Source organism: Geodermatophilus sp. SYSU D00697, from assembly GCF_054050175.1.
Genome location: NZ_JBJGYV010000008.1, coordinates 22,946 through 45,679, shown reverse-complemented (window position 1 = coordinate 45,679; position 22,734 = coordinate 22,946). Strand labels below are relative to the sequence as shown.

At 74.7% G+C, this 22,734-nt stretch carries 20 protein-coding genes; 8 read left to right on the top strand and 12 right to left on the bottom strand.

Going from position 1 to position 22,734, the window contains the following annotated elements; all coding sequences use genetic code 11:
* Position 1: 1 nt before the first annotated feature.
* The 5 genes from ACI79C_RS09260 to ACI79C_RS09240 all read right to left on the bottom strand — a co-directional run bounded on the left by ACI79C_RS09260 (position 2) and on the right by ACI79C_RS09240 (position 4,299).
* Positions 2–334 carry a YnfA family protein gene (locus ACI79C_RS09260; RefSeq protein ID WP_456945349.1) on the bottom strand — a complete coding sequence of 111 codons (333 nt, stop codon included), beginning with the start codon at positions 332–334 and terminating at the stop codon, positions 2–4.
* 713 nt (positions 335–1,047) lie between these two features.
* On the bottom strand, positions 1,048–1,524 hold the full coding sequence (locus ACI79C_RS09255) for a DUF5313 family protein (RefSeq protein ID WP_456945348.1): 477 nt from the start codon (positions 1,522–1,524) through the stop codon (positions 1,048–1,050).
* A gap of 80 nt (positions 1,525–1,604) precedes the next feature.
* A complete protein-coding gene (locus ACI79C_RS09250) occupies positions 1,605–2,123 on the bottom strand; it encodes a MarR family winged helix-turn-helix transcriptional regulator (protein WP_456945347.1) in 519 nt (172 codons plus the stop codon).
* A gap of 53 nt (positions 2,124–2,176) precedes the next feature.
* Entirely contained in the window at positions 2,177–2,929 is a 753-nt protein-coding gene (locus ACI79C_RS09245) for a CPBP family glutamic-type intramembrane protease (RefSeq protein WP_456945346.1), read from the bottom strand.
* A gap of 185 nt (positions 2,930–3,114) precedes the next feature.
* The gene (locus ACI79C_RS09240) at positions 3,115–4,299 is read right to left on the bottom strand and encodes an acyl-CoA dehydrogenase family protein (RefSeq protein ID WP_456945345.1); all 1,185 of its coding nucleotides are present in this window, start codon (positions 4,297–4,299) and stop codon (positions 3,115–3,117) included.
* 173 nt (positions 4,300–4,472) lie between these two features.
* On the opposite strand from ACI79C_RS09240, the gene ACI79C_RS09235 reads away from it, so the two are divergent.
* The 5 genes from ACI79C_RS09235 to ACI79C_RS09215 are packed head-to-tail and all read left to right on the top strand — an operon-like array spanning position 4,473 to position 8,050.
* Positions 4,473–4,952 (top strand): DUF2975 domain-containing protein, encoded by a 480-nt coding sequence (locus tag ACI79C_RS09235; RefSeq protein ID WP_456945344.1) that lies wholly within the window; start codon positions 4,473–4,475, stop codon positions 4,950–4,952.
* Entirely contained in the window at positions 4,952–5,197 is a 246-nt protein-coding gene (locus ACI79C_RS09230; protein ID WP_456945343.1) for a helix-turn-helix domain-containing protein, read from the top strand. The genes ACI79C_RS09235 and ACI79C_RS09230 overlap by 1 nt, the downstream gene beginning before the upstream one ends.
* The gene (locus tag ACI79C_RS09225) at positions 5,194–6,135 is read left to right on the top strand and encodes an ABC transporter ATP-binding protein (protein ID WP_456945342.1); all 942 of its coding nucleotides are present in this window, start codon (positions 5,194–5,196) and stop codon (positions 6,133–6,135) included. Before ACI79C_RS09230 ends, ACI79C_RS09225 begins: the two co-directional genes overlap by 4 nt.
* Positions 6,132–6,929, top strand: coding sequence for a hypothetical protein (locus tag ACI79C_RS09220; protein WP_456945341.1), 798 nt, complete (start codon positions 6,132–6,134; stop codon positions 6,927–6,929). Before ACI79C_RS09225 ends, ACI79C_RS09220 begins: the two co-directional genes overlap by 4 nt.
* Positions 6,926–8,050 (top strand): NAD(P)/FAD-dependent oxidoreductase, encoded by a 1,125-nt coding sequence (locus tag ACI79C_RS09215; protein ID WP_456945340.1) that lies wholly within the window; start codon positions 6,926–6,928, stop codon positions 8,048–8,050. The genes ACI79C_RS09220 and ACI79C_RS09215 overlap by 4 nt, the downstream gene beginning before the upstream one ends.
* A 72-nt stretch (positions 8,051–8,122) precedes the next feature.
* On the opposite strand, the gene ACI79C_RS09210 is transcribed toward ACI79C_RS09215, so the two are convergent.
* Positions 8,123–9,688: a fibronectin type III domain-containing protein gene (locus tag ACI79C_RS09210; RefSeq protein ID WP_456945339.1), complete on the bottom strand. Its 1,566-nt coding sequence runs from the start codon at positions 9,686–9,688 to the stop codon at positions 8,123–8,125.
* A gap of 421 nt (positions 9,689–10,109) precedes the next feature.
* Complete coding sequence (locus ACI79C_RS09205; protein WP_456945338.1) at positions 10,110–12,080, bottom strand: multicopper oxidase domain-containing protein; 1,971 nt, start codon at positions 12,078–12,080, stop codon at positions 10,110–10,112.
* 579 nt (positions 12,081–12,659) lie between these two features.
* On the opposite strand from ACI79C_RS09205, the gene ACI79C_RS09200 reads away from it, so the two are divergent.
* A complete protein-coding gene (locus ACI79C_RS09200) occupies positions 12,660–13,805 on the top strand; it encodes a class I SAM-dependent methyltransferase (protein ID WP_456945337.1) in 1,146 nt (381 codons plus the stop codon).
* 58 nt (positions 13,806–13,863) lie between these two features.
* Here the strand turns inward: ACI79C_RS09200 and ACI79C_RS09195 are convergent, their stop codons facing one another.
* Positions 13,864–15,471: a glycosyl hydrolase family 28-related protein gene (locus ACI79C_RS09195; protein ID WP_456945336.1), complete on the bottom strand. Its 1,608-nt coding sequence runs from the start codon at positions 15,469–15,471 to the stop codon at positions 13,864–13,866.
* Between the two features lie 70 nt (positions 15,472–15,541).
* Positions 15,542–17,044 carry an exopolysaccharide biosynthesis polyprenyl glycosylphosphotransferase gene (locus ACI79C_RS09190; RefSeq protein WP_456945335.1) on the bottom strand — a complete coding sequence of 501 codons (1,503 nt, stop codon included), beginning with the start codon at positions 17,042–17,044 and terminating at the stop codon, positions 15,542–15,544.
* Positions 17,045–17,187: 143 nt separating this feature from the next.
* Between ACI79C_RS09190 and ACI79C_RS09185 the strand changes: the two genes are divergently transcribed.
* Both ACI79C_RS09185 and ACI79C_RS09180 read left to right on the top strand, forming a co-directional pair.
* Complete coding sequence (locus tag ACI79C_RS09185) at positions 17,188–18,108, top strand: sulfotransferase family protein (protein WP_456945334.1); 921 nt, start codon at positions 17,188–17,190, stop codon at positions 18,106–18,108.
* Positions 18,105–19,334, top strand: coding sequence for a glycosyltransferase family 4 protein (locus ACI79C_RS09180; protein ID WP_456945333.1), 1,230 nt, complete (start codon positions 18,105–18,107; stop codon positions 19,332–19,334). Before ACI79C_RS09185 ends, ACI79C_RS09180 begins: the two co-directional genes overlap by 4 nt.
* Here the strand turns inward: ACI79C_RS09180 and ACI79C_RS09175 are convergent.
* From ACI79C_RS09175 to ACI79C_RS09165, 3 genes are read right to left on the bottom strand one after another with little or no spacing between them, the layout of a single operon-like run.
* Complete coding sequence (locus ACI79C_RS09175) at positions 19,285–20,487, bottom strand: glycosyltransferase family 4 protein (protein WP_456945332.1); 1,203 nt, start codon at positions 20,485–20,487, stop codon at positions 19,285–19,287. The two genes, ACI79C_RS09180 and ACI79C_RS09175, sit on opposite strands and share 50 nt — an antisense overlap.
* Positions 20,484–21,407 (bottom strand): sulfotransferase family protein, encoded by a 924-nt coding sequence (locus ACI79C_RS09170; RefSeq protein ID WP_456945331.1) that lies wholly within the window; start codon positions 21,405–21,407, stop codon positions 20,484–20,486. The genes ACI79C_RS09175 and ACI79C_RS09170 overlap by 4 nt, the downstream gene beginning before the upstream one ends.
* Positions 21,404–22,729: a lipopolysaccharide biosynthesis protein gene (locus ACI79C_RS09165; protein ID WP_456945330.1), complete on the bottom strand. Its 1,326-nt coding sequence runs from the start codon at positions 22,727–22,729 to the stop codon at positions 21,404–21,406. The genes ACI79C_RS09170 and ACI79C_RS09165 overlap by 4 nt, the downstream gene beginning before the upstream one ends.
* Positions 22,730–22,734 lie beyond the last annotated feature (5 nt).

Sequence of the window (22,734 nt, the reverse complement as noted above, 5' to 3'; positions counted from 1 at the left end):
CCTACGACCGGGGCACGTACATGATCACGGCGACGCCGAGCAGGCAGATCACGGCGCCGGTGAGGTCCCACCGGTCCGGGCGGAAGCTGTCCACGACCACGCCCCAGGCCAGCGACCCCGCGACGAACACCCCGCCGTAGGCAGCGAGGATGCGACCGAAGTGCGCGTCGGGCTGCAGGGTCGCGACGAACCCGTAGAGGCCGAGCGCGACGACGCCCAGGCCCGCCCACACCCAGCCCCGCTGCTCGCGCACTCCCTGCCAGACCAGCCACGCGCCGCCGATCTCAGCCAGGGCGGCGAGGGCGAACAGCAGCAGGGAGCGGGCGAGGGTCATGGCCGCGATGCTGCCAACCCGGCCGGGGGCGGCGCGGTGGGGGAGCGGCCTGCCTGGCCGGCGCACGACGCGCCCCGGCACGTCGCCGGCCCCCCGGGTGCGACGCGGGCGCGCGCGGCGGCTGCTCCGCGGTCGGCGGCGGGCACGCCTCGACCGGCACCCAGCCGGCGAGGGCAGGACGACGGTGGGGCCATCCCGGGACGGGTGGCCGGTACCCCGGTGCGGGGTGCAAGCCCTCGCGGCCGGTCACCGTGTCCGTGCCGCCGCGGCGCCGGCACCCCGTGGCCGCAGAAGCGAGGTAATCGTTCAGCAAAGTGTCCCGGCGTCCGTTCCGGTCCTCTCCGGAGCTGCCTAGCGTCCCCGCCCGTGGCCTTCCCCCCCGGTCCGGTGCCGGGGTGGGGAGGTCCACCGGGCGCGGACGGCGGGCCGACGCCCGATCCGCTGACCGCCGCTCGACCGGCGCGTGCAGCGCCGTCGTCACGACAGGAGCGACCGATGCGGCGCGTCGGTCGGCCGTCGCTGCCATCGAGGAGCCGGAGGGACCATGGGTCTGCTGGAGTTGGCCGTGATCGTCGTCGTGGGCCTGGTGGTCCTGCTGGGCCTCATGCTGTGGCTCGTCGAGAAGCGCCGCTGAGGCCGCGGCAGGCGGCTGCGTCCGTGATCGGCGCCGGTCCGGCCGGGCCGGTGCCGATCGGGGCCACCGGACCGGCGGGTCAGCGACCCGTGCGGTCGCGGTAGCGGGCCGCGCGCCTGGCGTTGGCGGCCCGGCGCCGCTCGCTGTCCCGCAGGTCGCGCTGGTGGGCGGCGCGCTCGCGGTGGGCGGTGGCCGTGCCGGCCGGGTAGCCGGCCTTCACGACCCGGTTCTCCGTGGTCTCGGGCATGTAGGCCAGCGAGTAGATGAGCCCGAGGAACACCCCGCCGCCGGCGACCGCCGCCCGCAGCCCCAGGGGGGCGGGCAGGAAGACCATGATCAGTGCGATCGGGATCGACATCTGGACGAGCATGCGGGCCACGTGCCGCAGGCCCCAGGTGCCGGTGGTGGTGTCGTAGAGGACCCAGGCGCGGTGGCGTGCGGGCAGTCCGCCGCCGAACGCGTACCACAGCCAGCGGTGCGGAGCGGGCCGGACGACCGGCTCGGTCGAGTCGTGCTCTGCCATGACGCTCGTGTGCTCCTGCCCGGCAACGGTCACGCGTCCATCGTCCCGCCGGATGGCAGGGACGCCAAGGGTTGGGGTACCAACTGTCAGCAGGCTAACAGTCGGGCCACCGATCAGGCGACCGTGGCCTCCGGCCCGGCGCCGTCGGTGCTGGCGCGTGAGGCCAGGGCCTGCTGGGACGCGGCGATCACCTGGGTGAGCGCCGCGTGCAGGCTCATCAGCTGCTCGACCGGCATGCCCAGGCGCTCGACGATGCCTGCGGGGACCTGCTCGGCCTGCTCGCGCAGCGCCCTTCCCTCCTCGGTCAGCGCGAGGGCCAGGTTGCGCTGGTCCCTGGGATCCCGCTCGCGGCGCAGCAGGCCGGCCGCCTCCAGCCGCTTGAGCAGCGGCGAGAGCGTGCCGGGGTCCAGTTGCAGCAGGCCGGAGAGCGCCTTGACCGACAGCGTCCCGTGCTGCCACAGCGCCAGCATCACCAGGTACTGCGGGTGGGTCAGGCCCAGCGGCTCCAGCACCGGCCGGTAGACGGCGACCACGTTGCGGGCGGCCACCGACAGGGCGAAGCACACCTGCCGGTCCAGGGCGAGCACGTCCCCGGACTCGAGCGGGGTCGGGGGTGTCTGGCGGGTCGTCACCGGTCCAGCCTAGGACCGCTCGCGGACCAAGGGTTGGCCTGCCAACCGTCTCATCACCCCCGGACGCGCGCGGTGCGGTGACGTCCGGCGAGCACGGCGGCGCCGGTGAGGACGACGGCGACGGGTGCGGGGTCGAGGGCCGGGCCGCCTCCGGGCAGTGCCGCGGTGGCGAGGTTGAGGGCGGCGTGCAGGGCGACCGCGAGGGGCACCCAGCGGTCGGAGCGGGCGTGGACCTCGACGATGAGGACCCGGGCGGCCACCGTCGTCAGGCACTGCCAGGCGATCCACCCGGCGGTCCGTCCGGCCTGCAGGTAGGGCACCAGGTGCCACGCGGCCCAGAGTGCACCGAGGACCAGTCCGGTGCCGGGAGCGCCGAGGCGGGGGAGCAGCCGGTCGGTCAGGTAGGCGGTCCAGCCGACCTCCTCGGCCAGCGCCGCGGCCAGGTAGACCAGGGCGAGGACGGGCACGGCGGCCGGTGCCACCGGCGACGGCGGGAGCGGCCACCCGTGGGTGAGCAGCGACGCGAGCAGGACGAGCGCCGGGACGACGGGCACGGCGGCGGCGGACCGGCCGGCGTGCCGGGCGGCGGCGACGTCGACCGATCGGCGCCACAGCACCGCGACCTCCGGCCGGCCCCCCTCGGCGGCCGCGAGCGCCGTGGCGACGAGCGCGGGGCAGACGAACGCCAGCGCGCTGGCCGGCAGGAGCAGCCCCAGCCCGGTCAGTCGCACCGAGCCGAGCAGCAGCCAGAACGGCAGGGACGACAGGACGAGTGCGCCGACGAACGCCGACAGCGCGCCGCTCATGGGCCACGCCGTCCGGGCGCACCTGCGCCGGGTCACTCGAGGCCTCGCACGTGGTCATGGTCTCCCGGCCACAGGCGGCGACCGACGTGATCGGCACGGCGCTCGCGGCCGCCGGGGCGGCGGCAGCGGCGCTGCCCGGACGCCGGCGGTCGCGGGAGGCGGCGCCGGCCGCAGAGCGGACGCGCTCAGTAGGACCGGGGGAGCCCGAGCACCTTGGTGGCGACGAAGGCCTTGACGAGGTTGTTGTTGACGGGGGCGACCTGGTAGATGCGGGTCTCGCGGAACTTGCGCTCGACGTCGTACCGGTCGACGAACCCGTTGCCGCCGTGGGTGTCCAGTGCCGCGTTGCCGGCGGCCCAGCTGGCCTCGGAGGCCAGGTGCTTGGCCATGTTGGCCTCGGCGCCGCACGGCTCGCCCGCGTCGAACAGCCGGGCCGCCTCGTACCGCATGAGGTCCGCGGCGCGCACCTTCATGTAGGCGTCGGCGAGGGGGAAGGCGACCCCCTGGTTGGCGCCGATCGGACGGCCGAACACCTGCCGCCCGGTGGCGTAGGCGACGGCCCGCTCGACGAACCAGTAGCCGTCGCCGACGGCCTCGGCGGCGAGCAGGATGCGCTCGGCGTTCCAGCCGTCGACGACGTGGCGGAAGCCGGCGTCGACCTCGCCGACGACGTGGTCGGCCGGGACGCGCACGCCCCTGTAGGAGACCTCGTTGGTGGCGTAGTTGAACATCGTGCGCACCGGCACGACCTCGAGGGCGTCGGGCTGCTCGGCGCGCACCCGGCGCAGGTCGACGAGGAAGAGGGTCAGCCCGCGGGTCCGGTCGGCGGCCTTCTCGCTGGTGCGGGCGAGGACGAGGGCGAGGTCGGACTGCTCGATGCGGCTGGTCCAGTTCTTGTGGCCGGTGAGGACGTAGTCGTCCCCGTCGCGGGTGGCGGTGGTGGTGATGCTGGTCGTGTCCGACCCCGCGTCGGCCTCCGTGATCGAGAAGGCCTGCAGCCGCAGCTCGCCCGTCGCGACGAGCGGCAGGTAGCTGGCCTTGAGCTCGTCACTCCCGTGCCGCAGGAGGGCGCCCATCGTGTACATCTGGGCGTGGCAGGCGGCCGAGTGTCCGCCGGACCGGTTGATCTCCTCCATGACCACCGAGGCCTGGGTCAGGCCCAGGCCGGCGCCGCCGTACTCGGGAGGGATCAGGACGGCGAGCAGTCCGGACGCGGTCAGGGTGTCGACGAACTCCTGCGGATAGCGGCGGTCCCGGTCGGTCTCGCGCCAGTACTCGTCGGGGAACCGGGCGCACAGCGCGCGGGTGGCGGCACGGAGGCCGGCCGGGTCGGCCGCGCCGGCGCCGTCCGCGGACTCGGTGTCGGGCATCGTTCCTCCTCTGGTCGCAGGGCCAGCCTCGCCGGAGGGCGCGGGCGGGGCGAGACGAGCGGGCGCGAGGGGTGACCGGCGGCCGGCTGTTGTGCGGTGTGACCGGACCGCAGCCTGTCGTTCGTCAACATCTATCGATTGACTTTCGATAGGTAAGGGGCGAGGGTCGATGCATGGTCACCGAGCGTCGGGCCGTCGCCCTCCTCCGCGTCTTCCTGGTCGTGCTCTTCGCGGTCCTGGTGTTCTTCCAGGTCGTGTCGCTGCCCGGGCAGTTCGCGCACATGGCCGAGGAGTCGCCGGACCTCGCCCACCTGAGGTGGCCGCTGACGGCGGTGTCGGTGTTCTGGGTGCTGTGCGTGCAGGTGGTGGTCGTGTCCACCTGGAAGCTGCTGACGCTCGTCGAGCAGGACCGCATCTTCAGCGAGGCCTCCATGGGCTGGGTGGACGCCATCGTGCGGGCCATCGTCGCGGCGGCCGTGGTGCTCTTCGGCGTGGACCTCTACGTCGCCGTCCACGCCGACGACCCCGGCCTGCCGCTCGTGCTGTTCCTGCTGTCGATCGGCGTGGCCGTGCTCGGCCTGCTCATGGTCGTGATGCGGGCGCTGCTGCGCCGGGCCACGACGCTGCGCACCGACATGGAAGCGGTCATCTGATGCCCATCGTCGTGCGCATCGACGTCGAGCTGGCCAAGCGCAAGATGAGCGTGGGCGAGTTCGCCGAGCGGGTCGGGCTCACGCCGGCGAACGTGGCGGTGCTCAAGAACGGGCGGGCCAAGGCCGTCCGCTTCAGCACGCTGGAAGCGATGTGCCGGGTGCTCGACTGTCAGCCGGGCGACCTGCTCGAGTGGGTCCCCGACGACGAGACCGCCCCGCAGGCCGTCTCGGAGGCCCACCGGTGATCGAGGTCCGCGGGCTGACCAAGCGCTACGGCGACGTCCTGGCCGTCGACGACCTCAGTCTCGACGTCGAGCCGGGGACGGTCACCGGCTTCCTCGGGCCGAACGGCGCCGGCAAGTCGACGACGATGCGGGTGGTGCTCGGTCTGGACCGGCCCACCTCGGGTGAGGCACTCGTGAACGGCCGGCCGTTCACGACGCTCGACGAGCCGCTCCGGGAGGTCGGTGCGCTGCTCGACCCGGGCGCGGTGCACCCCGGCCGCACCGGCCGCAACCACCTGCGCGTGGCCGCCCGGGCCAACGGCCTGCCGGAGCGCCGCGTGGACGAGGTGATCGAGCAGGTCGGCCTCGGCGGCGCGGCCCGCCGCCGGATCAGGGGCTACTCGCTGGGCATGCGCCAGCGGCTCGGGATCGCGGCGGCGCTGCTCGCCGACCCGCGGGTGCTGCTGTTCGACGAGCCGGTGAACGGACTCGACCTCGACGGCGTCCGCTGGATCCGCGCGCTGCTGCGCCGGCTCGCCGACGACGGGCGCACCGTGCTGGTGTCCAGTCACCTGCTCAGCGAGATGCAGCAGACCGCCGACCGGCTGGTCGTCATCGGCCGGGGCCGGCTGATCGCCGACGCGGCGACGGAGGACATCCTGCGCGGGCTCGGGTCCCGCCAGGTGCGCGTGCGCAGCCTGCGGGCGGACGAGCTGTCCGCCCGGCTGCGGGAGCACGGCTTCTCTGTCCGGCGCGTCGACGCCGCCGAGCTGCTGGTCGAGGACGGCACCGCCGAGGCGGTGGGCGAGCTCGCCAACGCCTGCGCCATCCCGCTCCACCACCTCGCCGAGGTCGAGCAGTCCCTCGAGCAGGCATACCTCGAGCTGACCGGCTCGAGCGTCGAGTTCTCCGGCGGCTCCGCGGAGCGCGCCGGGTCGACGACGGAGGCGGCACGATGACGGCGTCACCGACGGCCTCCGGCACGGGCGGGATCCCCGCCGGGCGCCTGCTCGCCCGCACCTGCGCCGCCGAGTGGACGCGGCTGTGGACGGTGCAGGGCACCTGGTGGTCCGTGGCGGCGGCGGCCGTGGCCTTCGTGGGCCTGGCTGTGGTCGCCGGCTTCGACGCGGCCGGGGACCCGGTGCCGCCGCAGGGCGAGCCGGCGTGGGCGGCGGTGACCGTCTTCGCCATGCCGGCGCAGTTCGCCTTCCTCGCGCTCGCGCTCACCGCGGTCACGGCCGACCACGCCACCGGCGGGATCATCCCGACCCTGCAGTGGACGCCGCGTCGCACGGTCCTCTTCCTCGCCCGCACGGGTGTGGCGGTGGCCGCGGCCACGGTCCTCTCTGCGCTGCTGGCGCTGGCCGCCGCCCTCGCGGCCGCCGCCGCGGCCCACCCGGGGCTCACCCTCCCCGTCGACGAGGGCCTCGACGCGCTCGGCACCGTCGCGTTCGTCGTCGCGGCCGGCACGGCGCTGGCGGCCGGGCTGGGCTTCCTGCTCCGCAACACGGCGGGCGCCCTGGTCACGGTCTTCCTGCTGATGCTGGTCCTCCCGCTGTTCCTGCCGCAGTTCGGTCACGCGTGGCTGGCCGCGCTCGCCAGGGTGCTGCCCGGGTCCGGCGCGGCCCACCTCCTGCTCGGGGAGGTGCCGGGGATGACGGCCGCGTCGTCGGTCACGGTCCTGCTCGCCTGGGCCGGCGGCGCGCTGCTGCTCGGCTGGACCCGGCTGACCCGCGACGACGCGAACCGGTGAGCACCGCGGAGCGCGTCGACGTGCTGGTCGTCGGGGCCGGGCTGGCCGGGCTGCACACCGCTACGCGACTGGCCGAGCGCGGTCACGACGTGCTGCTCGTCGAACGGCGCCCCACGCTGACCGGCGCCGTCCGCACCACGGGGATCTTCGTCCGGAAGACGCTCGACGACTTCGCCCTGCCGCCCGGGTGCCTGGGGCCGCCGATCCGGCGCGTCGTCCTGTACCCACCGGGGCTCCGGCGCCCGGTCACCCTGGACAGTGCGCGCGACGAGTACCGGGTGGGCGACATGGCGCCGCTGTACGTCGCGGCGGCGCGCGCCGCCACCGGCGCCGGCGTGCGGATGGCGCTGGGCACCCGCTGTGCCGGTCGCCGGGACGGCACCGTCCTGCTGGCCGGAGCGGAGGGACCGTCGCGGGTGCGGGCGCGGTTCGTCGTCGGCGCCGACGGAGCCCGCTCGCGGGTCGCCCGGGACCTCGGCCTGGACCGCAACACCTCCCTGCTGGTCGGCGGCGAGGAGGTGTTCGAGGTCCCGCCCGCCGAGCAGCCCCCGGCCTTCCACTGCGTGCTGGACCCCTCGCTGGCACCCGGCTACCTGGCGTGGGTGGTCAACGACGGGCGGCACGCCCACGTCGGCGTGGCCGGGTACGCCGACCGCTTCCCCGGGGGCCTGCGCCGGGCCGTCGAGCGGTTCGGCGCCCGCGCGCCCGGACTGTCCGGCGTCGTGCGCCCCGATCGGGTGGAGCGGCGCGGCGGCCCGATCCCCGTGGGCGGCCTGCTGCGCCGGATCAGCTGCCCCGACGGCCTGCTCGTCGGGGATGCGGCGGGTGCGGTGTCCCCGCTCACCGCCGGTGGTCTCGACCCGTGCCTGCGGCTGTCGGAGCACGCCGCCGACGTCCTCGACGACGCCCTGCGGGCCGGCCGGCCCGACCTGCTGGCCCGCTACGACGGCGCCGCGCTGCGGGCCTCCTTCCGGGGACGGCTGCTGCTGCGGCGGGGGCTGGCCCAGGTGCGCACGCCGGCCATGGCAGCCGCGGCGTTCCCGCTGCTGCGCACGCGCCTGGGGCGGGCCGCGGCCCGCCGCGTGCTGTTCGGCGACCGCTCGTTCCCCACCCCGCGGTGACGCGTGAGGGCCCGCCACCGGCTGGTGGCGGGCCCTCGACGTCTCAGCTGCGGTCCTCCGGTACCCGCTGCGTCACGGCGCGACCGGGGTGACGGTCACCGGCGCGGACGACGGGCCGGCCCCGGAGTCGTTCACCGCCCGGACCCGGACGGTGTACCGCTGCCCGTTGACCAGGCCCTCGACCACGGCCTGGGTGGCATCCGGCGTCGCCGTCGCCCGGTTGACGACGCCGGCCGCGTCGGTCGCGGTCACCAGGTACCGGAGCAGCGGCGAGGTGCCGGTGCCGGCCGGTGCGACCCAGGTGACGCTCACCTGCGCGTCCCCGGCCGTGACCTGGACGCCGGTCGGGGCGCCGGGCACCGCGGCCGGGTCGGGCGGGGTGGGGGTGCCGCCGCCCGTCGGAGGACCGCTCGGGCTGGCCGCGCCACCGAGGATGGTCACCGGGAGGCTCGCGGTCGTCCCGGCGGCGTCCTTGACCGTCACGGTCGCCGGAGGTGCGAGGACGGGGATGGTCACTGGGGCGGCCGAGGTGAGCTTCAGCGCGGCGCCGGTGGCGTCCCTGAAGCCCACGACCTCGAGCGGGTAGGCGGCCGGGGCGATGGCCGTGGCCGCCACGGTGAGGCTCGTGCCGTCGTAGCCGGCCTGGCTCACCGTGACACCGCTGATCTTGTACGACTTGCTGCTGACCGGGTTGTCACCGATGTTGCGCACGGTGACCTCCGTGGGCAGCGCCGCACCCTCCTGCAGCGCGATGCGGGCGTAGAACCGCTGGCTGCCTGGGTCGTTGCGCATGGGGGTGGACGCGAAGCGCCCGTCCTGACCGGCCACCTCGAGCGTGGTGCCGGCACTGGTGGCGAACACGTCGAGGAAGCCGCCGTTGATCCGGGCGGTGTCGACGGTCAGGCCGGTGTTGGTCGCGATCTTCCCCGAGATGCTGAACAGGTCGGTGGTGCCCTCCTGCAGGGTGCCCTGCCAGGCGGTGAACCGGTTGAAGTTGAACGGGCTGCCGCTCACCTGGTGCAGGACGTTCGGGTCACCGACGTATCCGGCGGGAGGGTTGGGCAGCACGCCGGGCCGCCAGCGCAGGAACGGGCCGAAGTTCCCGGCGAGCGCGGTGTCGAAGTTCCCGAGCGCCGGCGAGACGTCCTGGACGAACCGGCCGCGGCCGCGGCCGTCGGTGTCGACGGTCAGCTCGCCGAACGGGTGCTTGAAGCGGTAGGTCGTGCCGGGCGCCGCGTCGTCGACGTCCACCCGGACCCGCGCGAAGACGGTCTGGTCACCGGGGTTGACCGTCTCGTTCAGCCACGCGCCCTCCAGGCCGAGGACGAGCGTGGCCGTGCCACCGCCGCGCAGCGTCACGTCGGCCTCGACGAGCTGGTAGAAGAACTCGGCCGGGAAGTTGCCCGGGAAGGAGACCGGCGCGGAGGGGTTGGGGACTTCGGCCACCGGGATGCCGCACATGGGGTCCTGGTGGTCGATGCAGGCCTCCAGCCGCCGCCCGGCGCTGTCCTGGTACCAGGCCGGGAAGCCGAACGCGGGGTTCACCGGCCCCGCCTGCGTCAGCCCGCCAGGGTTCGGCAGCGTGATCTCGGTCGCCGCCTGCGACGTGGGTGCCAGCGCCAGGGGGAGCAGGGCCATCGCGGCCACCGGGGCCACCAGTCGACGTGTCCAGGCCCGGAGGGCCGGCCTTCGCCGGCCTCCCGGTCGGTGCTGAGGGCTCGTCATGTCCTTGTTCCTCCCCGAGGGAAACGGTCCGTCACCTGAGGACCCTGGTCAGCCGGGCGCGCCGGGGCAGCCTCCCGGTGGGGGCGAGCTCACCCCCCAAAGCCGGGGAGGGCCTGCCGGGCACGTCCGCGGTGCCCGCCGGTCGGGCGCGTCCGCGGCCGCGCGCACCCGTGAGGGCCGCGACGCCGGTGCGGTCGGGTCGGTCGTGGCCGAGGACGCGTCCGTCGGCCCGTCAGGGAACACCCTCGTCCACCACCCCGGCACGGCTCCCGCTCCGGTGCGGGTCCTCAGCCGGCGCGGCGGGCCGGCTGAGGGACCGGGGCGGTCGGCACGCTCACGCCCCGCCGGTGGCGCCCGTCGTGGTGTCCGAGGCGGCGGGGGTGACCGGCTGCTCCGCCGGCGCGGTGGCGCCCGTGCTGGGCGCGACGGCCTCCTGCGGCGCGGTGGTGCCCGTCGTCGAGCTGCCGTCGGTCGTCGTGGTGCCCGTCGTGGACGTCGTGTCCGGGCTCGGCGTCGCCGGGGGCTCGGCCGCCGGCGGCTCGGGCGCCGGCGGCTGCTGGGGCACGAGGTCCGGCGCCGGCAGCGGCTTGGGCGGGTCGCTGTTGATCGAGTCGCAGTCGATGTCGTGATGCCCCACCTGGTACTGGAACATCATGTCGTGGTCCTCGTGCGACAGGTTGTGGCAGTGGATCATGTAGCGCCCGTCCTCGTGCTCGAAGCGCATGATGAGGCGGACGGTCTCGTTCTCGCCGACGTAGACGACGTCCTTGGGGCCGCGCTCCTCGGGGCGCGGCGGCTGCCCGTTGCGGCTGAGCACCCGGAAGTCGACCAGGTGGACGTGCAGGGGGTGGAACCAGCCGCCCGAGGAGTTCTCGACGTCCCAGACCTCGATGGAGTCACGCGCCACGGTGGCGAAGACGTGCTCGTAGTTGGACCGGACGACGTCGTCCCACGTCGTGTCGTTGATCTTCCACAGGCTGTTGCTGCGGTGCAGCCGCATGCTGCGGACCGCGGCGCGGTCGGTGGCCTTGAGCGTCATCACCGGGTGGGGGTCCCCGAGGACGCCCGGCCACTGGTTGCCGTCGGTGCTCGTCACCCGCGTGCCGACCTCGAACTGCATCACCTTGCCGGTGTGGTCGAAGTCCCGGGCGTTCTCGACGCCGTCGTTGACCAGCTGGACCTTGGTCCCCTTGAGGTCCTTGAAGTCGATGATGATCTCGTAGCGCTCGGCCATGCCGATCGTGAAGGTCGTGACCTGCTGGGCGAACTGCATGAAGCCGCCGTCGGTGGCGATCACCTTGAACGGCATGTTGTTGCTCAGCCGGAGCCGGTAGCCGCGGGCGAGTGACCCGTTGAGCACCCGGAAGCGGTATTTGCGCGGCTCGACCTTCATGTTCGGCCACGGCACCCCGTTGACCAGGATCACGTCGCCGTAGACCCCGGACTCACCGTCGTCGTTCCACAGCAGCTGGCCGTCCGCGGTGAACATGACGTCGCTGATGACCAGCGGGAACTCGTACTGCGGCTTGCCCTCGGCGGCCTTCTGCCGGTCCCAGCGGGGGATCCCGAGGCCGATCTCGAGTTCCTCGTCAACCAGGTGGTACTGGGCGGCCAGGCCCATGTAGACGTTCTGGGCGGTGTGGTGGACGCCGTGGTCGTGGTACCAGAGCGTCCGCGGCGTGCAGTTGTTCGGGTACTGGTAGTTCTTCCACTCGCCCGGGTTGGTCAGGTCGCCGGCGTAGCCGTCGAACTGCGGCTTGGACGGCGACCCGTGCAGATGGGTCGAGGTCCAGGGGACGTAGCCGAGGGTGGGGTGGCGCTTGGGCAGCTCGTTGAGCACCTGCATGACGGTCCGGCGGGGGATCTTCTTGCCCGGGTTGTCGGGGTCCGGCTGCAGGTAGGACCGGATCGTCGGCCCCGGGACCGACCGGTTGTAGCTCCACATCTTGGTCCACATGCCAGGGATGAGCTGGACCTGCACGTTGGTCTGGGTGATCCGGTAGTAGTCGGTGCCCAGGTACTCGGAGCCCCGGATCGGCTCGCCCGGGACATGCCCACCGCTGGCCGGCGGCTCGTAGTCGTCGGGCACGTACCCGAAGACGTTGCTGCGGACGTCGTCGGTCACCACGGGCTCCAGCACCGGCGGCGACTTGAACGCCGCCGTGTAGGGCTTGGGCATCTTGCTCGCGGCGAGCTCGGACGCCGACTTCGCCGACAGGACCCCCTGCATGGGGAGGGCGACCACTGCCGTGCCTGCGGCCGACAGCTTCAGGACGTCCCGTCGATTCAGGTCCGGCAATTCCATCAGAATGGCTCCCTCGAGCTGATCCCCGCTGGCTGACTGTCTAGAAGAGTGCTGGTCATGGCCGCTGTGTCACAGCCGCACGAAGGGGGGACGGGCGTTCCCGAATCTTGGGGGGACGTGACCGTGTGCAACCGGTTCGGGTGACAGGCGGCGACCGGAGCCTGGCACTGCGTCCAGAGCCCCTGCACGGAACGGTGCGTCTCGTCACGGAGCGTGGCGGACCGAGGGGTCCGCCCGCGCCCCGGCGGGGCGATCGGGAACGCCTGCCGGCCATTCTCCGTGTGGCCCCCGCGCCATTCCGGAATGGTGACGGGGACGGGGTCCCTGCGTCCGACTGGTGAGCCGGGAGGGCTCCGCTCGGTCGACGGTGCGGCCGTGTCTCGCTGATCGGCGACACACGGTCCTCTGCGCGGTCGGCCCCGGCCCGCTGATGGCCTGTTAGGGTCCCCGCCGGCCCAACGGGGTCGGCGACCTCGTCGGGAACCCCTGGGCACCACCACGTCCCGGGACCCCACGACGGCTCTGTGGGCGTCGTGCGCGCCGGCAGGTGCCCGGGTCGCGCGTGGAAGGAGGCGTCGAGTGCCGATCTCGGACATCGTCGTGTGCCCGTCCTCCCAGCAGCCCCTCCGGGAGGTGTCGCTGGTCGAGGCCGAGCGTGAGCTGGGCGGGGGGGCGCCGCTCCAGGAGCCGACCCCGGTCGGTTACACGCCGGTCGGCCGTACGCCCCGGGTGCTCCTCCGGCAGGACGGCCGCGGAGCGTATCCGGTCGTCGACGGCTTCCCGGTCCTGCGCTCTCCGGAGATGCTCACGCCGCGGGGGGTCGAGCGCGTCGTGGACGTCACGGTGGCCCCCTACGACGAGGCGTACGCCGAGATGGCGCACTACGACCAGCGGGCGGGTGCGGCCGCGGCCGACGTCCGGACGTCGCAGGCCTACGGAGACATGAGCCGGCTGGCGGCCCTCCCCGCTCCCGAGCGCGCGGGCTTCCCCGACCCGCCCGGGAGGTGGCTGGACGCCCGGTACGAGCTCGCGGCGCAGTACGACGCCTTCCGCCACCTGCGGCCGCTCGACGGCGCCCGGGTGCTCCAGGTGGGTGGTCACGGTCTGCACGCGGTCCGGTTCCTGCTCGCCGGCGCCGACGAGGCGTGGGTGGCCAGTCCCATGCCCGGCGAGCTGGCCTTCGCCGTCGCCCTGGCCCGCGAGTGCGGGGTCGCCGACCGCCTCCACTGCGTGGCGGCCCTGGCCGAGGAGCTCCCCTTCGCCGACGGCAGTTTCGACGCCATCTACTCGCAGGGCAGCGTCCACCACTGGGTCGTGCCGCTCGCCGTCCCCGAGTGCCTCCGCGTGCTGCGGATCGGCGGCAGGTTCGCCGCGGTCGAGCCCTGGCGCGGACCGTTCTACGGGATCGGCACCAGGGTGCTCGGCAAGCGTGATCGCGGCGTGCGCTGCATCGTGCTGACCGCCGACCGCGTCCAGGAGCCCTTCAGCCGGTTCGACGGGCTGCGGGTCGTGCACCACGGCGCCCTGACGCGCTATCCGCTCCTGGCGTTGATGAAGGCGGGGATCAGGCCCAGCCGCCGGACCATCTGGCGCATCGGACGGGTGGACGACGCGATCAGCCGTGCGTTCCCCCGCCTCCGCGACTCGGGCAGCAGCGTCGCCATCCTCGGCTTCCGCGGCCAGGGAGCGGTGCGCGAGGACGTGGCCGGTGCGGTCGCCGGCTGACCGCCGGCCCTCCGATGATCAGGTGACCTGATCACGGCCGCGCGGATCAGGCGGTCGGTCAGCCGCCGGTGTTGCGGCGGATCGTCGTGCCGCTGGCCCGGTCGGTGATCGGCGTCGGGTTGGTGATCCCGGTGAGGTCGTTGCCGTCGATGACGACCCGCGGGGATGCCGGCTGCACCCGGATCGCCCGCGCGTTCGCCGCTCCGCGGGCCGCCCGGAAGGCCGAACCCCTCACCTGGGCGCCGGGCGCGCCGAGCAGGTCGACCGCCCAGACCCCGTCGGGGATCTCGGTGAACCGGCTCTCCTCCACCGACAGCCCGGTCACCGCGCCGACGGGGCCGGCCACGAGCACCCGCTTGCCGGGGGCGCCGGTGAACGAGCACCGCCGCACCCGCAGCCGGTCCACCTGGTCGGCGACGAGGACGAGGTTCGAGGCACCGGACGGCGCAGTGAAGGCGCAGTCGTCGAAGAGGACGCCGCTGACGTTCGGTCCGCCGATGCGCAGCGTGCTGTTGACCGGCCGGAGGACCGACGTCCGGGTGAAGGAGAGGTCGCGGATCGACCCCCGGGACGCCGGGTCGGTCTGGATGCGGATCTCCTGCGTCTCGGCGTCCGCCGCACCGGACATGTCGACGCTGCAGTCGACGAACGAGACGCGCTGGATGGTCCCGCTGCTGTGCGTGTTCTTGACGACGATGCCGCGGTTGGTCCCCGCGCCGTGGCACTCGCGGAAGGAGCAGTCCGTCACCGATCCGGCCATGTCCGTCGAGCCGGGCTCGCCGCCGGTGTACTCGAGCAGCGCGACCATGAACCGGCTGGTCGTGCTCGTGCCGGTGCAGCCGACGAAGGCGCCGCCGCTGATGCTCAGGTCGTAGAGCAGCGCATCGGGGTTGCCGATGGGGACGAACTGGAGGCAGTCGTCGCCGGACTCCACGTGGCACCCGGTGGCGAGGAAGTCCGCCCCGCCGACCACCCGGATGCCGCCGGTGCCGGTGTCCACCGCGCTGTTGCGGATCTGGAGCGAGTCGAACCGCCCACGGTCGCCGGCGAACAGGATCGCCTGGCCACCGGCGTAGGTGTCGATCGTGAAGTCGCGCAGCTCGACGTCGTCGCCGTACAGGCCCAGCACGACACCGGTGCTGCTGTGGTCCCGGGCGCCGATGGTGCCGCGGCCGGTGATCCGCACCTGGTCGGACTTCACCCCGAAGTCCCGGTTGCGGAGGAAGGCGTTGGCCAGGCCGGTGCCGGCCGCCCAGTCCTTGAGCAGGTGCGCCCGGTCGGCCAGCTCCAGCTGCGCGCCGGCGGGCAGCAGCAGGCTGGCCGTGCAGCGGTACGTGCCCTCGGGCAGCACGCCCACGACCCCGTCGCGCGCCGACGCGTCGATGAGCGCCTGCACGGCGGCCGTGTCGTCGGTGCGGCCGTCGCCGGCGGCTCCGAGGTCCCGGACGTCCAGGGAGGTCCGCCCGCCGGCGGCGGGGGAGACGGGAGTGCCGCCGTCCGTGGGCCGTGGCCGGGACGAGGGTGCCAGTCCCAACACCGGCAGCGAGGCCAGGCCGGCTGCACCGAGGAGCAGCGCGCTGCGCCGGGTCAGGACGGCGCGAGCCGGCCGGCGCCGCTCGGCAGGGCCGCCACCGGGTGGTGGGTCTGCGGGTTCGCGGTCGTCCATGACGGCTTCTCTCGTCGGTGCGCACCGGGAGGGGCCGGCGCGCGGAGCCGTTGGGGGGAGTCGGAGGGGCTCAGCGGGTGGTGGACCGGACGGCGGTGAAGGCCTCCCGGTTCACGGCGGCCACCGTGCGGATGAGGATGACGACGTCCCGCCAGAGGGACCAGTGCTCGATGTAGGAGTTGTCGAACCGGGCGCGCTCCTCGATGGAGGTGTCGCCGCGCAGCCCGTGGATCTGCGCCCAGCCGGTGAGGCCGACGGCCAGCCGGTGGCGGTCGCGGTAGCCATACACCGAGTCGGCGAACTGCGCGGCGTACCGGCGCTCCTCCGGCCGGGGCCCCACCAGGGACATGTCGCCGCGCAGGATGTTCCACAGCTGCGGCAGCTCGTCCAGGCTGGTCCGGCGCAGCAGATTCCCGGTCCGGGTCTGCCGGCGCTCGACGTCGATCTGACGGGCGTGCATGGTGCTGCGGGTCGAGCCCGTGGTGGCGTCGGCGTCCGCCTCCGGAGCGGCCGGCCGCAGGGTGCGGAACTTGAGGATCGAGATCTCCGCGCCGTCGTGGCCGGTCCGCGGCTGGCGGAAGAGGATCGGTCCCGGGCTGCTGATCCGCACCGCGAGGGCGACCAGGCCCATGAGCGGCGCGAGCAGCGTCAGGGCGACCCCAGACACCAGGACATCGATGAGCCGCTTGGCCCGCCACACGCCGCGGCGGAGGGCGGCCCGGCGCACCCGGTGCAGCGGGATGCCCCACAGGTCCTCGACGTCGGGGCCGTTGGGGGACAGGCCGACGTCGAAGAAGCGGGGGACGATGTAGACCTCGATGTCGCGCTCGGCGGCGGTGCGCACCAGCCCCACGAGTTCGGCCTCGCGGGTCGGCCCGTAGGCGACGACGATCTTGCGGACCCCGTAGGTGTCGAGGACCAGGTCGAGGTCCTCCATCCGGCCGAGCGGCTCGCGCTCGTCGAGCGGGGACCCGCTGCTCAGGAAGCCGACCCCGCGCAGGCCGTACTCGGGGTGCTCGTCCAGGGTGGTCAGCAGGTCGATCCCGAGTCGGCCACCCCCGAGGACGAGGGTGGGCGAGCCGACCAGGCGGCGCCGGCGCGCGCCGCGCAGCAGGGCGTACCCCAGGCTGCGGGCCACCACGCAGCAGGGCAGGGACCACAGCACGTGCACGGCCAGCGCCAGGTCGCCACCGGAGGCATGGGCGACGGGCGCGACCAGCAGCAGACCGAGACCGAGCCGGGTGAGGTGACGCGGCGCCTCGTCCAGGGCGGACAGCGAGATCCGCGGCCGGTGGGAGCCGAAGGTGGCGAGCACGGCGAGGGTGCCCACGACGAGGAGGGCGACGTGGATGGGGGAGGTGCCCAGCCAGACGGTCGGCAGCGTCAGGGCGACCGCGTCCAGGGTCACGAGCAGCGCCCGGCTGGCGCCCTGGTGCTCGCGCGGCTCGGCCTCGGGCACGTGCAGCGCGGCGGTGTCCGGACGTGGAGCGGTGCGCACCGAGCCGTCCAGCACGTGCCGGACCGCCTCGGGATCCAGAGGTCCCTGGATCTGCCGTCCCCCGACGTCGATCATCCCCACACCCCCGCTTGTCTCGCGTGAGTTGAGGGTCGTCGGCCGCGGGAGATCACCACACTCCCGCGCGTGGGTCCCGGATCCCCCCAATTCGGGGCGTCGCTCCGCCGGGGCCGGAGGGCGCCGCCGGTAGCATCCCGCCGGTGACCGACGCCCCCGACTTCCTGGTCATCGGGGCGGCCCGGAGCGGGACGACGGCCCTCGCCTCCTTCCTCGGGGAGCACCCGGACGTCTTCGTGACCGATCCCAAGGAGCCGCACTTCCTCGCCTTCCCCGACGGCGGGCCGCGGTTCGTGGGGCCCGGCGCGGACCTGATCAACCGCAGTGCGGTGCGCGGCGAGCAGGCGTGGCGCGGGCTGTTCGCCGGCCGGCCCGAGCGGCGCCGCGGCGAGGGCTCGGTGAGCACGCTCTGCTACCCGGAGGCGTCCATCCCGGCGATCCGGCGGCTGTGCGCACCCGACTGCCGGCTGGTCGTCCTGCTCCGTGACCCGGTGGACCGTGCCTTCTCCAGCTGGCAGTACCTGCGCTCCCGGGGCAACGACGCGGGCACGTTCGAGGAGTGCCTCGCCGCCGAGGAGGAGCGCACCCGGGCGGGGTGGAGCCACATGTGGCAGTTCGCCCGGCTCAGCCGCTACGGAGAGCAGCTGGCGCCCTTCGCGGCGGCGTTCGGGGACCGCCTGCTCGTGGTGGTCCAGGAGGAGTTCGCCGCCGACCCCGCCGGTCAACTGCGGCGGGTCCTGACGTTCCTGGACGTCGACCCGGACGTGCCGATCGACGCTGCGCGCCCGGTCAACGAGGGCGGCGCCCCGCGCAGCCAGGCGGTCGCCGGCGCCCTGGACCTGCTGCGGCGCTCACCGGCCGCCCGCCGGCTGGTCAAACGGCTGGTGCCCGAGCGCTCCCGGGAGCGCATCCGGTCGGCGAACCTGCGGCAGGAGACCGTCCACCCCACGACCCGTCGGCGCCTCGCCGAGTCCTTCGCCGACGACCTGCGCGACCTCCAGCGGATCGTCGGCCGCGACCTGTCCTGCTGGCCCAGCGTCCGCGCCGGGGGAGCGGGCGCGTGACCGAACGGGTGCGGGTGCTGCAGGTCATCGGCATCACGGTCGGGGGAGCGGCCGAGCACCTGCTCCAGCTGGCGTCCCTGCTGCCGAGCGACCGGTTCGACGTGACCGTCGCGCTCTCCGGCGGCGGTCCGCTGGACGACGAGATCCGGGCGACCGGCCTGCGCGTCCTCGACTACGCACCCGCACACGGGACCGGCCACTTCAAGCAGGCGTCCCCGGACAGCCCCCTGGAGCTGCTCCGCCAGTTCGGGCGGCTGCGGGCCGACATCCGTCGTCACGGGTACGACGTCGTCCACACGCACACGTCGGTGGCCGGCGCGATGGGCCGGGTGGCGGCCTGGAGCTGCCGGACGCCGGTGCGGCTGCACATGGTGCACGCTTTCGCCGGCCACGACGCCGTGCCGCAGCCGAGGCGCAGCCTGTTCCGGGTCGTCGAGCGGGTGCTGGACCGGGTCACCACGCACACCGTCGTCGGGTCGGTGTCCATGCGCGACCTCGGGCTGCGGTGGCGGGTGCTGCGGCCCGGTCGGGTCACCGTCATCCCCAATGCCAGCCGCATGGCCGCCCGCGACGGCACGGCGGCCGAGCGCGCCCGCCTGCGGTCCGAGCTCGGCCTCCCGCCCGACGCGCTGGTGGTCGCCCTCATCGGCCGGGTGGAGGACCAGAAGGGCGTCGACGTCCTGGTCCGCGCCGCGGTCCCGGTGACCGCCCAGGTGCCGCGGGCCCACGTCGTGGTGGTCGGCGACGGCACCCGCCGGGCGGGGATGGAGCGGCTGGCGGCCCAGCTCGGGATCGCCGGGCGCGTGCACTTCACCGGCTGGCGGCACGACCTGGACCAGGTCGTCCGGGCGATCGACGTCCTGGCGCTGCCCTCGCGCTGGGAGGCGTTCGGCATCGTCAACCTGGAGGCGATGGCGGCGGCCAAGCCGGTCGTCGGCCATGCGGTGGGCGGCGTCCCGGAGGTCGTCGTCCACGGGGAGACGGGGCTGCTGTCGCCGCCCGGCGCGGAGGACGCCCTCGCCCGGGACCTCGTCCGCGTGCTCAGCGACCCGCAGCTGGCGGCGCGCCTCGGAGCGGCCGGGCGGCGCCGCCTGCTCGAGCGCTTCACCCCGGAGCGGATGGTGGAGGCCCACGTCGAGCTCTACGACGAGCTGGTCGCCCGTGCCCGGCGGCGGCTCAGCCGGGGGTCGCGACCTCGCCGGAGCGCTGCAGCACGTCGGCGATGAGCCCGGCGAAGGTGCGCCCGAGGGCCTCCACGCGGTAGTGCGCGCGGATCAGCGCGGCGCCGGCAGCGCCCAGGGCCATGCGGTCGGCCGGGGGCAGCGCGAGCAGCTCGGCGAGGCGCGCCCGGATCGACGCAGGGTCCCCGCTGCGGGCCAGCAGCCCGTCGCGCCCCTCTTCGAACACCGGGGGCCGGCCCGAGCAGTCGGTGAAGACGGTCGGGCACCCGGCGGCCATGGCCTCCATGACGGCGAGCGGCAGCGCAGGCCCCTCCCAGCGGGCGGTGTGCACGTACCCGTCGGCGGCGGCCAGCAGCCGGGGGACGTCGTCGCGCCAGCCGAGGAACGTGACGGTGCGGTCCAGGCCGAGATCGCGCACCCGGCGGTGCAGGGCGGCCTCGTACTCCGCCGTCCGCCGCGCGCCGACGGAGTCCCCGGCGGAGCCGACCAGTGCGACGTGCACGGGGGCGTCGAGGCCGGCCAGCGCCGCCAGGAGCAGATCCTGCCCCTTCTGCGGGTCCAGCCGGCCGACGTTGAGCAGCAGCACGTCCCCCTCGGCCGCTCCCATCTCGGCGCGCAGCCGCGCCCGCTCCGCCGGGCCCGGCTCGACCGGTGGGGTCACCGAGATCCCGTTGGGCAGCACGACGGTGCGCTCGGGCGGGACGCCGAACGCGGTCATCTCGTCCTGCACGACGGTGGAGGTGCAGACGGCCAGCGTGGTCGCGCGGGCCACCACGGTCCGGTATCCGCGCCGTTTCAGGGCGGCCAGTGGCCGTGGACCCCAGAAGTGGTGCTGGTTCTGCACCATGAGCACGCCAGGGACGCCGGCACGGGCGGCGGCGAGCAGGGCCGGCGCCCGGTCGCGCTGGTTCACGCCGATGACGCAGCGCCCGCCGGCCCGGCGCACCAGGGCCGCCAGGGCCGGGACGAGCCGGGGGTCCCACGGCCGCTCGAGCCGCGGCTCAGGCACGGTGTCGGCACCGATCACGGTGAAGTCGGGGAGGATGCTCGGCACACCGGAGGGGACGGCGCCGTGGACGAGCGTGAGGTCGTGACCCGCCGCCCGCAGCGCCCGCGCGTAGCCCAGCGCCATCTTGGCCGCCCCGGTGCGGTCGGGGAGCCGGACGGTCATGACCACCCGACCGGCGGGCGGGGTCACGGCCGGCCCGTCGCGGCGCGCTCCGGCGAGCGCCAGGCGGAGACGTCCAGGCCGGTCACCCGCTCGAGCAGGTCCAGGTCGGCACGGAAGGTCTCCACCAGCTGCCGCCGGGTCTCGGGCCGGTAGCTGCTCCGCACGATGTTGCGCCGCACGATCTCCCGCCGCAGCCGCCGGCGCAGCGCCCTCGGCACGAGGGGCGCGACGAACCGCTTGGCCGGGTGCGGAGTGCTCACCAGGCGGCTGAGCAGCGCGCTGCGCGGCTCCCCGGACCGGTGCGGGTCGGGGTCGACGGTGTGCGGCAGCACCGGCACGCCGAGGAACCCGTGCACGTGGGCCAGGACGGCGTCGGGGTCGGCCGACATGTCCTCGTGCCGCAGCACGAGCACCTGCTCGCGGGGGAACACGTCGAGCACGTGGGCCAGCTGCTCCCCGTACCGGCCCATCGCCGTGTAGTGCCAGATGTGGTGCCAGCCGGCCTCGATCCGGCGGGCCTCGTCGGCCAGCGCCTCCTCGAAGGTGTCGCACGGCTCGAACCCCCGGGTGCGCATGAAGCCGTACGCGGAGAAGGCGCGGTCCACCGGGTCGCGGAGCATGCAGATCAGCCGCGCGTCCGGGGCCTCGGCGCGGACGCGCTCCACCGCCTCCGGGTAGTACATCGTCGAGACCGACGCCTCGCCGCGCACCTGGTCAGGACCGGCCCCGCGGTAGAGGGCCCGGTAGGCGTCGGCGTCGGTCACCGCCAGCCGGTTGATGGTCTGCCGGTCACCGGGACCGGTGAACGCCGGCGTCGTCCCGGCGAGCGCGTAGTAGTGCGGCTCCTTGGGTTCGGTGAGGAACAGCCGCGGGTGCTCGACCAGGTACTGGTACAGGGCCGTCGTCCCGGACCGTGCGGCACCGATGATCAGGAACTGGGGGTTCACGACGAGGGTCCCTTCCGCGCGGGGAGCGCGATCGTGCGGATGCCCAGCGTCCGGGCCGCCGCCCATGCGAGGTGCAGGTTCCGGGCGCTCATCGCGACCGCCGCGGCGGCGGCCATGCCCGTCGCCCCGGCCGCGGACCCCCACCATGCCCCGAGCCCGAAGAACGCCGTGGAGGACACCAGCGCGCTGACGGCCACCAGCCGCTGGCGCCCGGCGTGGGAGAGCAGCACCGAGCAGGGCCCGGTCCAGGCGTTGACCAGGATGCCGGCGGCCACGACGAGGGCGGGCACCAGGGCGGCGGCGTAGTCGGCCCCGAAGACGGCGGGGACCAGCACGGGGCCGGTCACCGCGAGAACGAGGAGGGCGGGCGCGGTGACGGCGGTCGACCAGACGGCCGACCGCCGGATGGGTTCGGCCAGGTCCGGGAGCCGTCCGGATGCGGAGGCGGCGGCGATCCGCGGTGCCAGCGTCCGCATGCCGATGGAGACGGGGACGGCGAAGAGCACCGCGATGCGCACCGCGACGGAGAAGACGGCCACCTCGTCGACCGGCGCGAGGGCAGCGAGCAGCCAGATGCCCGCCTGGGGCACGGTGACCGAGGCGAGGGTGGCGAGCGTGAAGGGCCCGCCCGCGCGCAGCAGCTGCCACGGCGAGGAACCGGGATCCGCGGCCTCCCGGTCACGCACCACCCGGAACAGCAGGAGGACCCCGGCGAGGTAGATCGCGCTCTCCGCCGCGACCGCCCACCACAGCGCCGTCTCGAGTGACGGCAGGGTCCCGGCCCCGGCCGCGAGGGCGACCACCAGCCCGATGAGCAGGACCCGGCGGACGTGCTCACCGAACAGCAGCGACGAGCCGAAGCGCCCCCGGGCGCGGAAGGCGTTCACCAGCACGGGGCCGACGGCGGCGACCGGCAGCCAGGCGGCGACGAGGAGGACCAGGGGGCGGTAGGCCTCCGGAGGGCTGCCCGACCCGGCGGCGACCGGCCCGGCTCCGCCCGCCCAGAGCACCCCGACCACGGCCACGCCCACCACCTGGGCGACCAGCAGCCGCCTCAGCAGGCTCGTGTGCGTGCCGGCATCGCCGCGGGCGAGCGTGATCGTCGCGACCTGGGTCAACCCGAACTGGGCCAGCACGGCGAGGAACGCCAGCCAGGACAGCCCCCACGACAGCGCGCCGAAGTCCTCGGGGGGGAGCAGCCGGGCCCCGACGACCGTCAACAGGAACGCGCTGGCGATGACGGCGAGCTGGCCGGCGGCGACGAGGGCCGCGTCGCGCCGCAGCGCGTCCCGCGCCCCGGCGGCGGCCGGGCGGTGTGCCACGCCGG

Coding starts and splice junctions, on each gene's coding strand:
- ACI79C_RS09190 (WP_456945335.1), bottom strand. CDS start 17,044: ATGATCGACGTCGGGGGACGGCAGATCCAGGGACCTCTGGATCCCGAG.
- ACI79C_RS09240 (WP_456945345.1), bottom strand. CDS start 4,299: ATGCCCGACACCGAGTCCGCGGACGGCGCCGGCGCGGCCGACCCGGCC.
- ACI79C_RS09230 (WP_456945343.1), top strand. CDS start 4,952: ATGCCCATCGTCGTGCGCATCGACGTCGAGCTGGCCAAGCGCAAGATG.
- ACI79C_RS09245 (WP_456945346.1), bottom strand. CDS start 2,929: ATGAGCGGCGCGCTGTCGGCGTTCGTCGGCGCACTCGTCCTGTCGTCC.
- ACI79C_RS09205 (WP_456945338.1), bottom strand. CDS start 12,080: ATGGAATTGCCGGACCTGAATCGACGGGACGTCCTGAAGCTGTCGGCC.
- ACI79C_RS09235 (WP_456945344.1), top strand. CDS start 4,473: ATGGTCACCGAGCGTCGGGCCGTCGCCCTCCTCCGCGTCTTCCTGGTC.
- ACI79C_RS09220 (WP_456945341.1), top strand. CDS start 6,132: ATGACGGCGTCACCGACGGCCTCCGGCACGGGCGGGATCCCCGCCGGG.
- ACI79C_RS09260 (WP_456945349.1), bottom strand. CDS start 334: ATGACCCTCGCCCGCTCCCTGCTGCTGTTCGCCCTCGCCGCCCTGGCT.
- ACI79C_RS09195 (WP_456945336.1), bottom strand. CDS start 15,471: ATGGACGACCGCGAACCCGCAGACCCACCACCCGGTGGCGGCCCTGCC.
- ACI79C_RS09210 (WP_456945339.1), bottom strand. CDS start 9,688: ATGGCCCTGCTCCCCCTGGCGCTGGCACCCACGTCGCAGGCGGCGACC.